We start from the raw sequence: 11203 nt of genomic DNA, 5'->3' as shown, positions 1-11203 counted from the left end.
CTCCGGCCCAACCGATAAACCGCATCCCGCGTCCCCCCACGAGGGGCTGCGCCGTTGGCTGGAAACTACGCCACCGCGCGAAGAACCAACGCCAGGATCGCAGGCACCGCCTGGATCATGAAAATGCGGCGGCTCACGCTGTAGGCGCCATAGCACCCGGCCACCACCACGCAGGCCAGCGAGAACGTCACCAGCACTGGCTGATCGATCACCAGCCCCACTACGATGCCCGCCGCCAGGAAGCCGTTGTACAGGCCCTGGTTGGCCGCCAGCACGCGCGTGATCTCTGCCTTCTCCGGCGTGTTGCGGAAGGTCTTCAGGCCCAGCGGGCGGGTCCACAGGAACATCTCCAGCACCAGGAAGTACAGGTGCAGCACCGCGACCAGCACGGTCAGCAGCAGCGCGATCAGCGACATCGTTTCTCTCCTCGGGAAGACTGGGCCGCGTCAGCGGTCGCGCGGCAGTTTCTTTTCTTCGCGCAGCACGCCGAACGCGGCCAGGGTCATGAAGCCGGCCACCACCACGCCACCCATGAACACCACGTGCGAGCCGAACAGGGACAGCCCCTTGTGCAGCCACGCAAAGCTCAGGTCCGCGCCCCGGTAGACCACCGTGTCGATCGCTGCGCCGGCCTTATAGCGCCACTGGCGGTCCACGCGGGTGTAGATGGTTTCGCGCGCCGGCTTGGCCAGCGCGAATTCACTGGCGCGGGTCATCACCTGCACCACCGCGACCATCAGCGGCATCGGCGAGGCCGCCAGCACCGAGAAGCCGATCAGGATCGCGAAACCAGGAATCAGCAGCGCCGGCGCAATGCCATGCCGGGACAGCAGCCAGCGGGTCAGGGCGAGCTGCATCAGCAGCGCCAGTGCGTTCACCGCCAGGTCGATACGCGAGAAGAAGGCCGTAGCAGCGCCTGCATCGTTGAATGCCTCACGCACGATGCTGGCCTGCTGGTTGTACAGCAGGGTGCCCACGCCCACACCGAACACCACCATGATCGCCAGCCAGCGCAGCAGAGGTTCACGCACAATCAGTTTCAAGCCATCCAGCACGCTGCCGCCCATTGGCTTCTCGCCGGACACCAGTTGCTGCTCGCGTTCGCGCAGCACCGCCCAGTGCCGCAGCCGCCAGATGCACAACAGGCAGACGGCCAGGAATCCCGCAGAGACCAGCATCAGGTTGGCGATACCCACGCGCTGCACCAGCGCACTGGTGATGATCGGACCGAGGAAGGCACCGACGGTGCCAGCCGCGCCGATGTAACCGTAGAAAGCACGTGCCTGCGCGTTGGAAAACACATCGGCCATGAAGCTCCAGAACACCGCCACCGCGAACAGGTTGAAGACAGTGATCCAGAAAAAGAACGCCATGCCGCGGCCCGGCACACCGCTATCGAACAGTACGTAGAAGCCCAGCAGGGTGACGATGAAGAACCCATACACCGCCGGCAGGAACACCCGCCGCGGGAACCGGCTGACCAGCCAGCCGTACACCGGCTGCAGCACCAGCATGATCACGAACACGCAGGAAAACAGGAACTGCAGGACAAAGCCCTTCAACGCGATGCCATGGCTGGCGAACCAGGCGATCAGCACTGGCGGGAACACCGTTTCCAGGTCCGCCGAGGCAGCCATCGCCTCACGCACCGGGCGCAGCACGTAGTAGCCGCTGAGCAGGCAGAAGAAGTACAGGAACGACCACCACAGCGCCGGCGACTCACGTAGTGCCGCCGTCAGCCCACGCAGCGGCCCCTTGCCCTTCACCGCGCTCACGCGGCGTCCCTCGCCAGAAGACGGCGGTTGGACAGCGGCATGGCAGGCTCCGGGGCGGTGAAGCGCGTACGTTAGCCAATGCACTGCAACATCGCCAGCGTGACGCGCGCACCGATGGCCGCAACGTAGTGGCATGAGAGGCAGGAACGACACGTTCGGACACACTTCCAGAGCGTCAAAATGCCAACTTTTTCAACGAGATGCGCATTCATCTTCGCTTTGTTTGTGCACAGGGGAAAAGCGGCGCTAGAATCGCCATCAGCAGTCGCGCACGGGTCCAACCGATGAAAAAGAACAGCCTGCGTCGTCCGATCCGATCGGCGGCCACCGGTTTGCTGGGCATGTTGATGCCCGTTGCCTTGTCCACCACCGCGCAGACCCCGCCGGCGTTGCCGCCGATGCCGACCAACATCGAAACTGCTGCGGGTCCCACCGTCGCCCACACCCAGCCGGCGGCCTACCGCACCGGCCTGGTGCCCCGCGTGCAGGCCCCGGCGCCCGGCTTCAACGTCGCCAACATCGAATCGATGGCGCAGCAGCTCACCTATGGCGAACGCGTGCCGGGCATGGCGGTGGCGATCGTGCAGGGCGGCCGTATCCTCAGCGCGCGCGGCTATGGCGTCACCGACGTCAACAATCCGCTGCCAGTTGATGCGCACACCGTGTTCCGCCTGGCCTCGCTGTCCAAGGCCTTCGCCGGCACCATGGCCGGCCTGCTGGTCAACGACGGCACGCTGCGCTGGGACAGCAAGGTCACCGACTACGTGCCGGGTTTCCGCCTGAACTCGCCGGAAGCCACTGATCGCCTGACCGTGGCCGACGTGCTCAGCCATCGCGTCGGCCTGCCGTACAACGCCTACGACCGCGACATCGAAGGCAACGCCGAGTACTACGCGTTGACCCAGAAACTGGCCAACACCAGCCTGAAGTGCCTGCCGGGCGAGTGCTATGCCTACCAGAACGTGGCCTTCAGCCTGATCGGCGATGTCGTCTACGCGGCCTCCGGCAGCTTCTACGAGCAGTCGGTCGAGCGCCGTATCTTCAAGCCGCTGGGCATGAACGATGCCAGCCTCGGCCTGGCCGGCATCCAGGCCAGCTCGCGCTGGGCGCGTCCGCACGTGCGCAGCCGCAACGGCTGGGTCTCGCTGACGCCGAAGCCGACCTACTACCGGGTCGCCCCGGCGGCCGGCGTCAATGCCAGTGCCAGCGACATGGCGCAGTGGCTGCTCGCCCACACCGGCCACCGCCCCGACGTGCTGCCGGCACCGCTGCTGGCCACGCTGCATTCGAGCCTGATCAGCACCCCCGGCGAGATGCGTTCAGGCTGGCGCCGTGAGCGCCTGCATTCGGCGGGCTATGCCCTGGGCTGGCGCACCTTCGACTACGCCGGCCACGACGTGGTGTTCCATGCCGGTGCCGTACAGGGTTACCGCGGCCTGGTCGCGCTGGTGCCGGAACGCGATCTGGGCATCGCCATCATGTGGAACGGCGAAAGCAGCCTGCCCAGCGGCCTGCTGCCGACCGTGCTCGACTCCGCGCTCGGCCTGCCGGCGCAGCGCTGGCTGGACGTGGACACCGACTTCGGCAGCGACAACCTGATGGCCGAGGGCAGCAGCCCTGCGCAGCAGCAGGACAAGCGCAAGGGCAAGGGCGCCTCGAGCAACCGCGCGGTGGCTTCCCCGCGCTGATCCGGCGGGCTCGACCGTGAGCATCAAGGGCGGCCTGGGGGCCGCCCTTTTTGTTGTTTTGTGGGACCTGGCCATGCCCGGCCAGCTCGGAAGACAGGCCCCTGCTCCACAGATGCGGCGCGTCAAACGTCAGAAAGGCAGTCGGCCATGGCTCGGTGCTGGCAATGGCCCCATAAAAAAACCCCCTCCCCGCTGGGCAGCCAGGGAAGGGGTTTCAGGATGCGGCTATCGGGAAGTACTTAGATCAGCGGTGCCGGGGTTGCCGGCAGAGCGACCGGAGCGGCCTTCTTCTTGCGGGCGGCCGGCTTGCGCTTGGCAACCTTCTTCGCTGCCTTCTTCGGGGCAGCCTTCTTGGTGGCCTTCTTCGCGGTCTTCTTCACTGCCTTCTTGGCGGCCTTCTTGACGGCCTTCTTGGCAGTTGCCTTCTTCGCGACCTTCTTGGCCGGCTTGCGGGCCGTTGCCTTCTTGGCAGTCTTCTTGGTGGCCTTCTTGGCTACCTTCTTGGTGGCCTTCTTGGCAGTGGACTTCTTGGCGACCTTCTTCGCCGCCTTCTTCACTGCCTTCTTCGCAGTGGCCTTCTTGGCGACCTTCTTCGCAGCCTTCTTCACCGCCTTCTTGGCAGTCGCCTTCTTCGCGACCTTCTTCACTGCCTTCTTGGCAGCGGCCTTCTTCGCGACCTTCTTCACCGCTTTCTTGGCGGCGGGCTTTTTCTTCGCAGCTTTCTTGGTTGCCATGGGATGGCTCCTCGTCAGTGATAGGGAGTTGAAACGCCCAGGTGGATCAAACCCGCGGATGCTGCGTGCGGGGACCGCCGGCGCGTCAGGCGCGCCGTTACGGATGCGGCAATGCCAGCCTCGATCGGCGGAGCGGGCATCGGAACGGGAGTTGCCTTGCATTTCTCCGGGGGAAGCGGGGCCATGTCCACCGTCATCAGGGTCGCGGTGGTCTTGAAGGGGCTGCTTCGCATCGGACGATTGATTCTGCGCACTCGGTTGGGCAGGCAAGGTCTGCTGAGGCGAAACCTAATCACGGTTTTTTTTACTGTCAACAACCCCCGCGAAAAATTTTCACATCCGCGCCATCCATGGTGGTGCCTGCACGGTCGCCACGCTCCGCGCTCGACGACCGCCGAAGCGCCACGCACGCATGCTGCCTGCAGCAACAACCATGCAAGCGTTGAACAAAAAGTACTTGAAATAAGCACTCTGCGCAGATGCATGCACGTCGGTGGCCACTGCGTGCACACATCGCCAGCACCGGCTGCCGCTGGCACCAACGCCAGCACAACGGCGCCGCAACGGGGGCAAAAAGTTTTCACATCCGAGTACGTCGGCGCGGGGCGGAAACGCGGATTTGCGCAAAACTGCGCACGCCGATCGGCACCGATTGTCAGTCCGCTGATGCCACGCCGAGGGTGCCAAGCGAACCGGCCGTCATGAGTCCGACGCACTCGCCAAAACGAAAACGGCCACCCGAAGGTGGCCGTTTCAGAATCCGCAAGCGCGACTCAGTGGTCGTCGCTCTCCAGGACTTCGGCGTACGCGTCCGGATCCAGCAGATCGTTGACCTCTTCGGCGTTGGCCAGTTCGACCACGAACATCCAGCCTTCGCCGTAGGCATCTTCGTTGATGGTTTCCGGCTTGTCGGACAGGGCCGAGTTGACCTCGACGACCTTGCCGCTGATCGGGCTGTAGACGTCCGAGGCGGCCTTCACCGACTCGACAACGGCGATCTGTTCGCCGGCCTTGGCCTCGGCGCCGACTTCGGGCAGTTCGACGTAGACCAGGTCACCCAGCAGGCCCTGGGCGTGGTCGGAAATACCGACGGTGACGCGGCCATTGCCTTCGACACGGGCCCACTCATGGGACTTGAGGAACTTGAGGTCGCCGGGGATCTCGCTCATGGGACTGCTCCAGAGATATGCAGGGGGTGGAAAAAACGGGGCTAGTGTAACCAACCGGCCGCCACTGCTGTCAGTGACGACCGGCACGTTCGGATCAGGCGTCGGCGAGCACGCCGGGCTGGGCCTGGCCTTCGCGCACGAACGGGAACTTGACCACGCGTACCGGCACCTGCCGGCCGCGGATGTCGACGGTGACCTGGCCGAGTTCACCGGCCGGCACGCGGGCGAAGGCGATGCCCTTGGCCAGCGTCGGCGAGAAGGTGCCGGACAGGATCTCGCCCTCGCCGCTGGCCGTCGTCACTGCCTGGCCGTGGCGCAGCACGCCCTTTTCGTCCATCACCAGGCCGATCATCTGGCGCGCGGTGCCGGCAGCCTTCTGCGCTTCCAGCGCGCCGCGGCCGATGAAGTCGCGGCCTTCGTCCAGCGACACGGTCCAGGCCAATGCTGCCTCATATGGGCTGATCTCTTCGTCCATGTCCTGGCCGTACAGGTTCATGCCGGCTTCCAGGCGCAGCGTGTCGCGCGCGCCGAGGCCTGCCGGCTTCACGCCTGCCGCCAGCAGGCGGTTCCAGAACGCGACCACGGCATCCTGCGGCAGCAGGATTTCGAAGCCGTCTTCGCCGGTGTAGCCGGTGCGGGCGACAAACAGCTCGACGCCATCGTCGGACTGCACCTGCAGGGCGGCGAAGCGGCCCAGCTTGGTCAGCGCGGCGCGGTCGGCTTCGCGGGCCAGGCTGATGACGATGTCGCGCGCCTGCGGCCCCTGCACGGCCAGGATGGCCAGGTCCGGACGCTGCTCGACGGACACGCCGAACGGTGCGGCCTGCTCACGCAGCCAGGCCAGATCCTTTTCGCGGGTCGAGGCATTGACCACCATGCGGAAGAAGTCGTCGCCCAGGTAGTAGACGATCAGGTCGTCGATGACGCCGCCACGGGGATTGAGCATGCACGAGTACAGTGCCTTGCCGGTGACCTTCAGCTTGTCGATCGAGTTGGCCAGCAGGCGGCGCAGGAACGGCTTGACCTGCTCACCACGCAGATCGACCACGGTCATGTGGCTGACGTCGAACACACCGGACTCACGGCGCACCAGGTGGTGCTCGTCCAGCTGCGAGCCGTAGTGGATGGGCATGTCCCAACCCCCGAAATCGACCATCTTGGCGCCAAGGGCGCGGTGGGTATCGTTGAGCAGCGTCTTCTGGGTCATGACCGGGTCCGGCAGCAGAGGAAACAAGAACCCCCATTATCCCAGATCGGTCACCCACAGGTCGCGCCGCAGCGCAGCGCCGGAGCCGAGCCCACGCGACGCCCGCACGAAGAGGCCCGGCTCTACAAGGAGCGGCCCGCAGCCTCAACCTGCAGCGTGCTGCCCTGTACCGCCAGCACCCGTACCCACGTACCCGCCGGCAGCTCCGGGCCGCTCACCGGCCAGGACGCGTCATCGATGCTGACCCGGCCCTGCCCGCTGACGATGCCCTGCTGCAAGGGCACCACCCGACCGACCAGCTGCTCGGCACGGCGGTTGAGCAACGGCGCATCGCTGGGCCGCGCCCTTTTCCTGCCCCAGCGCCGGTAGCACTGGATCGAGACCACGCTCAGCACGACGAAGGCAACGACCTGCCACAGCAACGGAATGCCGCTGAACACCGCAACCAGGACGAACACGGCCGCTGCGCCAATGCCGATCCACAGCATGAACGCCCCGGGTGCCAACGCCTCTGCCGCGAACAGCAGCAGCGCCAACGCGCCCCAACCGACGACTTCCCAGCGCATGTCAGCCTCCGATCGGCGGTGGCCGCTTGCCTGCGGCCTTGGTGGTCTGGTCGCCCAGTGCCTGCTTGGCCAGTTCGGCCACGCCAGCGATCGAACCGATCACGCCGCTGGCCTCCATCGGCATCAGCACCAGCTTCTGGTTCGGCGAGCTGGCCAGTTCCTTGAACGCCTCGACGTACTTCTGGGCGACGAAGTAGTTGATCGCCTGCACGTCACCTTCGGCAATCGCCGCCGACACCATCTGGGTCGCCTTGGCTTCGGCCTCGGCCAGGCGCTCGCGGGCCTCCGCATCGCGGAACGCGGCTTCGCGACGGCCCTCAGCCTCCAGCACGGTAGCCTGCTTTTCGCCATCGGCGCGCAGGATCTCCGACTGGCGCGAACCCTCTGCCTCGAGGATCTGCGCGCGCTTCTCGCGCTCGGCCTTCATCTGCCGCGCCATCGCATCCAGCAGGTCGCGCGGCGGCTGGATGTCGCGGATCTCGATGCGGTTGACCTTCACGCCCCAGGGATTGGTGGCATGGTCGACCACGCTCAGCAGCTGGGCATTGATCACCTCGCGCTGGCTGAGCGATTCATCCAGGTCCATCGAGCCGATCACGGTACGGATGTTGGTCTGCACCAGGGCGATCATTGCCACTTCCAGATTCGCGACCTCATAAGCGGCCTTGGCAGCGTCCAGGACCTGGAAGAACACCACGCCGTCCACGCGCACGGCGGCGTTGTCCTTGGTGATCACTTCCTGGCTGGGCACATCCAGCACCTGCTCCATCATGTTCACCTTGCGCCCCACCCCGTACACGATCGGGATCAGGAAATGCAGGCCCGGCGTCATGGTGTGCGTGTAGCGCCCGAAGCGCTCGACGGTCCATTCGAAGCCCTGGGGCACCATCCGTACCGCCTTGAACAGGATGACCACGGCCACGAAGGCCAGTACCACGGTAAAGAACATGGTCGGGAACATCTCGCTTTCCTTATCTGTGACGTCCAGGCCCCAGCATAGCGCGTGAAGGCCACATTCACAGCGGAACTACCAGGGCACGCGCCCGCGCAGGATGTCGGCGAACATCACCCAGTCGCCCATGAACGAGTACAGCGGATGCTGGAAGGTGGCCGGACGGTTCTTCTCGAAGAAGAAATGGCCGACCCAGGCGAATCCATAGCCGCAGGCCAGCGCAGCGAGCAACAGCATCGGCTGCCCGCGCAGGCCCGCTGCCATGACCAGCACCAGCACGCCGCAGCTGCCGATGAAGTGCAGCCGCCGCGAAACCGGGTGGCGGTGCTCGCTGAGATAGAACGGATAGAACTCGCGGAAGCTGGCGAAGCGGGACATGCGCGTGCTCCGGGGACCAGGGCCGCCACCATCATGCACCATCGCTGCCCTTGCAGCATCGAGCCATGCTCGGCTTGCGCGCGCCGGCGCAGTGGGAAGGAAGAGCGGCCGAGCATGGCTCGGCTCTACACCGATGAGGTGCGCGGACCGAACATGATCACTGCCATGCCGGCCAGGCACAGGGCGGCACCGAACAGGTCCCACCGGCTGGGACGGATGCCGTCGACCAGCCACAACCAGAACAGCGCCGTGCCGATGTAGACCCCACCGTAGGCGGCATAGACCCGCCCACTGGCGGTCGGGTGCAGGGTCAGCAGCCAGGCGAACAGCGCCAGGCTGGCGGCCGCCGGCAGCAGCAGCCAGATGCTGCCGCCCTTGCGCAGCCACAGCCACGGCAGATAGCAGCCGACGATCTCGGCCAGCGCGGTCAGCAGGAACAGGCCGAGTGTCTTCACGCTTTCTCCGCTGCCTTGGCTTGCTGCCACAGCGCTTCCTGCGCCTCCAGGTCCATCGCGGCCAGCGCTTCCCCCTGCGCGTCGGCCTGCGCTTCCATCGCACGGAAGCGACGTTCGAACTTGTGGTTGGCCCCGCGCAGCGCCGCGCCCAGGTCGATGTCGGCATGGCGGGCCAGGTTGGCGCAGACGAACAGCAGGTCACCCAGCTCTTCCTGCAGGCGCGCCTTGTTGCCGGCGATATCCCCGCGCTCGAACTCCTCGCGCAACTCCTGCAGTTCCTCGGCCGCCTTGTCCAGCACCGGCAGCGGACCTGGCCAGTCGAAACCGACCTTGGCCGCGCGCGACTGCAGCTTCACCGCACGTTGCCACTCCGGCAAGCCGCGCGAGATGCCGGCCAGTGCGGAGGTGTCCTGCTCGCCCTTGGCCGCACGCTCGGCACGCTTGATCGCCTCCCAGTTGCGCGTCACGCCGTGGGCATCGTCGACGCTCACCTCGGCGAACACGTGCGGGTGGCGGCGCTGCATCTTGTCGCTGATCGCACGGGCGACCTCGGCGAAGGCAAACGCGCCCTGCTCCTCGGCCATGCGCGCATGGAACACCACCTGCAGCAGCAGATCGCCCAGTTCATCGCAAAGATCATCGAGATCGCCGCGATCGATCGCATCGGCCACTTCGTAGGCTTCCTCGATGGTATATGGCGCGATGGTTGCGAAGTTCTGCTCCAGGTCCCAAGGGCAGCCGCCCTGCGGGTCGCGCAGGCGCGCCATGATCGCCAGCAGGCGCTCCAGCTCATGGGTGGCGGCGCTGCCGGTGGCGGGAGTGTCGTGCGCGCTCATGCGGCCTCCAGGGTCAATCGGACAACCAGTCGCGCCATGGCAGGCTGGTGTCACCAAGGGCAATGAAATCGCCGTTCAACAGGGTTTCGCGGCGGTTGTAACGGAACGGCTTGCCGGTCGCGGCCGACAGCACCGCGCCGCCGGCGGCGTGCAGCACGCACTGGCCGGCGGCGGTATCCCATTCGGAGGTCGGGCCCAGCCGCGGATAGACATCCAGGCCACCTTCGGCGATCCGGCAGAACTTCAGCGACGAGCCCTGCGCGATGGTCTCGATGCGGCCCATCCTTGCCAGCAGGGCCTCGGTTTCCGGTGAGCGGTGCGAGCGGCTGGCAGCAACCCGCAGCGGTACGGTGGCCGGCGTGCGGGTGCGCAGCACGGTGTCGTGCAGGCCCTGCCGGCGATAGGCCAGCTCGCCGCGCATGGCATGCCAGACGATGCCGGTCACCGGGGCCAGCACCACGCCGAAGGCCGGTGCGCCCTGGTAGATCAGCGCGATGTTGACACTGAACTCGCCGTTGCGCTTGACGAATTCACGGGTGCCGTCGAGCGGATCGACCAGCCAGTACGCGCCCCAGTGGCGGCGCTGCTCCCAGGCCACCTGTGCCGATTCTTCGGACAGGATTGGCAGGTCCGGGGTCAGCTGCTGCAGGCCCTGTTCAATGACCTGGTTGGCCGCCAGGTCGGCACTGGTGACAGGGCTGCTGTCGTCCTTGATCTGTACATCGAAGCCATCGGCATAGACCTGCATGATGGCCCGTCCGGCGTCCTGGGCGATGGCGATGGCGGTCTCGCGCAGGTCCGTGGTCAGCTTGATCATCGCAGTCCCTGCAGCCACTGGCGGGCGATGAACAGTGCCGCCAGCGAGCGCCCCTCGGAAAAGTCCTCGCGCAGCATCAGCTGGTCCAGCTCGGCCAGCTTCCACGGGATGACTTCCAGTTCTTCCGGCTCGTCGCCGGCCAGCTTTTCCGGGTACAGGTCGCGTGCCACCACCAGCCACGACTGGTGGCTCATGTAGGTCGGGGCCAGGGTCATCGCGCGCAGCACATCGACCCGGCGCGCGCCGAAACCGGCCTCTTCCTTCAGCTCGCGGTCGGCGGCCTGCTCGGGGGTCTCGCCGGCATCGATCCGCCCCTTGACCAACCCCAGTTCATAGCGGTGCATGCCGGCAGCGTATTCACGTACCAGCAGTACGGTCTCGTCGTCGAGCATCGGCACCACCACCACTGCGCCATGACCTCGGCTGACCAGACGTTCGAACCGGCGGCGTTCGCCGTTGGAGAACTCCAGGTCCAGATGCTGCCGCTGGAAGGGGCCGTTCTCCTCATCGGTGATCCGATGGATGATCGGCAAGCGACGCCCGGCACGGTCATCGTTCATGTGGGATCTCCGCGGCGGCCGGCGCCTGCGCCGGTGCCGATAGAATGTGCAGGCAGCAACATGTTC

The 11203-nt window shown here is 66.0% G+C and carries 13 protein-coding genes; 1 reads left to right on the top strand and 12 read right to left on the bottom strand.

Annotation, left to right across the window (positions count from 1 at the left end; genetic code table 11):
* Positions 1 to 65: 65 nt before the first annotated feature.
* Together O0J15_RS11745 and O0J15_RS11740 are read right to left on the bottom strand one after the other, a co-directional pair.
* Positions 66 to 416, bottom strand: a complete 351-nt coding sequence (locus O0J15_RS11745; RefSeq protein WP_111102078.1) for a DUF1304 domain-containing protein — start codon at positions 414 to 416, stop codon at positions 66 to 68.
* 30 nt (positions 417 to 446) lie between these two features.
* Entirely contained in the window at positions 447 to 1775 is a 1329-nt protein-coding gene (locus O0J15_RS11740; RefSeq protein WP_308305694.1) for an MFS transporter, read from the bottom strand.
* Positions 1776 to 2059: 284 nt separating this feature from the next.
* Between O0J15_RS11740 and O0J15_RS11735 the strand changes: the two genes are divergently transcribed.
* The gene (locus O0J15_RS11735) at positions 2060 to 3463 is read left to right on the top strand and encodes a serine hydrolase (protein WP_019660081.1); all 1404 of its coding nucleotides are present in this window, start codon (positions 2060 to 2062) and stop codon (positions 3461 to 3463) included.
* A gap of 239 nt (positions 3464 to 3702) precedes the next feature.
* On the opposite strand, the gene O0J15_RS11730 is transcribed toward O0J15_RS11735, so the two are convergent.
* The 10 genes from O0J15_RS11730 to nudE all read right to left on the bottom strand — a co-directional run bounded on the left by O0J15_RS11730 (position 3703) and on the right by nudE (position 11137).
* On the bottom strand, positions 3703 to 4197 hold the full coding sequence (locus O0J15_RS11730; protein WP_308305693.1) for a hypothetical protein: 495 nt from the start codon (positions 4195 to 4197) through the stop codon (positions 3703 to 3705).
* 773 nt (positions 4198 to 4970) lie between these two features.
* Positions 4971 to 5366 carry a glycine cleavage system protein GcvH gene (gcvH, locus tag O0J15_RS11725; RefSeq protein ID WP_019660083.1) on the bottom strand — a complete coding sequence of 132 codons (396 nt, stop codon included), beginning with the start codon at positions 5364 to 5366 and terminating at the stop codon, positions 4971 to 4973.
* Between the two features lie 94 nt (positions 5367 to 5460).
* Positions 5461 to 6573 carry a glycine cleavage system aminomethyltransferase GcvT gene (gene gcvT, locus O0J15_RS11720; protein ID WP_164145266.1) on the bottom strand — a complete coding sequence of 371 codons (1113 nt, stop codon included), beginning with the start codon at positions 6571 to 6573 and terminating at the stop codon, positions 5461 to 5463.
* 122 nt (positions 6574 to 6695) lie between these two features.
* Positions 6696 to 7139, bottom strand: coding sequence for an NfeD family protein (locus O0J15_RS11715; RefSeq protein WP_019660085.1), 444 nt, complete (start codon positions 7137 to 7139; stop codon positions 6696 to 6698).
* Position 7140: 1 nt separating this feature from the next.
* Complete coding sequence (locus tag O0J15_RS11710; RefSeq protein WP_019660086.1) at positions 7141 to 8100, bottom strand: SPFH domain-containing protein; 960 nt, start codon at positions 8098 to 8100, stop codon at positions 7141 to 7143.
* Between the two features lie 66 nt (positions 8101 to 8166).
* Positions 8167 to 8469, bottom strand: coding sequence for a DUF962 domain-containing protein (locus tag O0J15_RS11705; RefSeq protein ID WP_019660087.1), 303 nt, complete (start codon positions 8467 to 8469; stop codon positions 8167 to 8169).
* 125 nt (positions 8470 to 8594) lie between these two features.
* Positions 8595 to 8924, bottom strand: a complete 330-nt coding sequence (locus tag O0J15_RS11700) for a YnfA family protein (protein ID WP_010482716.1) — start codon at positions 8922 to 8924, stop codon at positions 8595 to 8597.
* Positions 8921 to 9760 (bottom strand): nucleoside triphosphate pyrophosphohydrolase, encoded by an 840-nt coding sequence (mazG, locus tag O0J15_RS11695; protein WP_308305692.1) that lies wholly within the window; start codon positions 9758 to 9760, stop codon positions 8921 to 8923. Before mazG ends, O0J15_RS11700 begins: the two co-directional genes overlap by 4 nt.
* A 13-nt stretch (positions 9761 to 9773) precedes the next feature.
* Positions 9774 to 10577 (bottom strand): 3'(2'),5'-bisphosphate nucleotidase CysQ, encoded by an 804-nt coding sequence (cysQ, locus tag O0J15_RS11690; RefSeq protein ID WP_019660089.1) that lies wholly within the window; start codon positions 10575 to 10577, stop codon positions 9774 to 9776.
* Complete coding sequence (gene nudE, locus O0J15_RS11685; protein ID WP_019660090.1) at positions 10574 to 11137, bottom strand: ADP compounds hydrolase NudE; 564 nt, start codon at positions 11135 to 11137, stop codon at positions 10574 to 10576. Before nudE ends, cysQ begins: the two co-directional genes overlap by 4 nt.
* Positions 11138 to 11203 lie beyond the last annotated feature (66 nt).

Origin of the sequence: Stenotrophomonas sp. Sm10 (assembly GCF_030985515.1) — a bacterium.
GTDB classification, from domain to species: Bacteria; Pseudomonadota; Gammaproteobacteria; order Xanthomonadales; family Xanthomonadaceae; genus Stenotrophomonas; species Stenotrophomonas hibiscicola.
Note: the sequence above shows the minus strand (reverse complement) of the source record. Positions and strands in the feature narration are given on the sequence as shown.

Excerpts from the sequence above, each read along its gene's own strand:
- O0J15_RS11705 (WP_019660087.1), bottom strand. The coding sequence starts at position 8,469 with ATGTCCCGCTTCGCCAGCTTCCGCGAGTTCTATCCGTTCTATCTCAGC.
- cysQ (WP_019660089.1), bottom strand. The coding sequence starts at position 10,577 with ATGATCAAGCTGACCACGGACCTGCGCGAGACCGCCATCGCCATCGCC.
- O0J15_RS11745 (WP_111102078.1), bottom strand. The coding sequence starts at position 416 with ATGTCGCTGATCGCGCTGCTGCTGACCGTGCTGGTCGCGGTGCTGCAC.
- nudE (WP_019660090.1), bottom strand. The coding sequence starts at position 11,137 with ATGAACGATGACCGTGCCGGGCGTCGCTTGCCGATCATCCATCGGATC.
- O0J15_RS11730 (WP_308305693.1), bottom strand. The coding sequence starts at position 4,197 with ATGGCAACCAAGAAAGCTGCGAAGAAAAAGCCCGCCGCCAAGAAAGCG.
- O0J15_RS11715 (WP_019660085.1), bottom strand. The coding sequence starts at position 7,139 with ATGCGCTGGGAAGTCGTCGGTTGGGGCGCGTTGGCGCTGCTGCTGTTC.
- mazG (WP_308305692.1), bottom strand. The coding sequence starts at position 9,760 with ATGAGCGCGCACGACACTCCCGCCACCGGCAGCGCCGCCACCCATGAG.
- O0J15_RS11710 (WP_019660086.1), bottom strand. The coding sequence starts at position 8,100 with ATGTTCCCGACCATGTTCTTTACCGTGGTACTGGCCTTCGTGGCCGTG.
- gcvT (WP_164145266.1), bottom strand. The coding sequence starts at position 6,573 with ATGACCCAGAAGACGCTGCTCAACGATACCCACCGCGCCCTTGGCGCC.
- gcvH (WP_019660083.1), bottom strand. The coding sequence starts at position 5,366 with ATGAGCGAGATCCCCGGCGACCTCAAGTTCCTCAAGTCCCATGAGTGG.
- O0J15_RS11735 (WP_019660081.1), top strand. The coding sequence starts at position 2,060 with ATGAAAAAGAACAGCCTGCGTCGTCCGATCCGATCGGCGGCCACCGGT.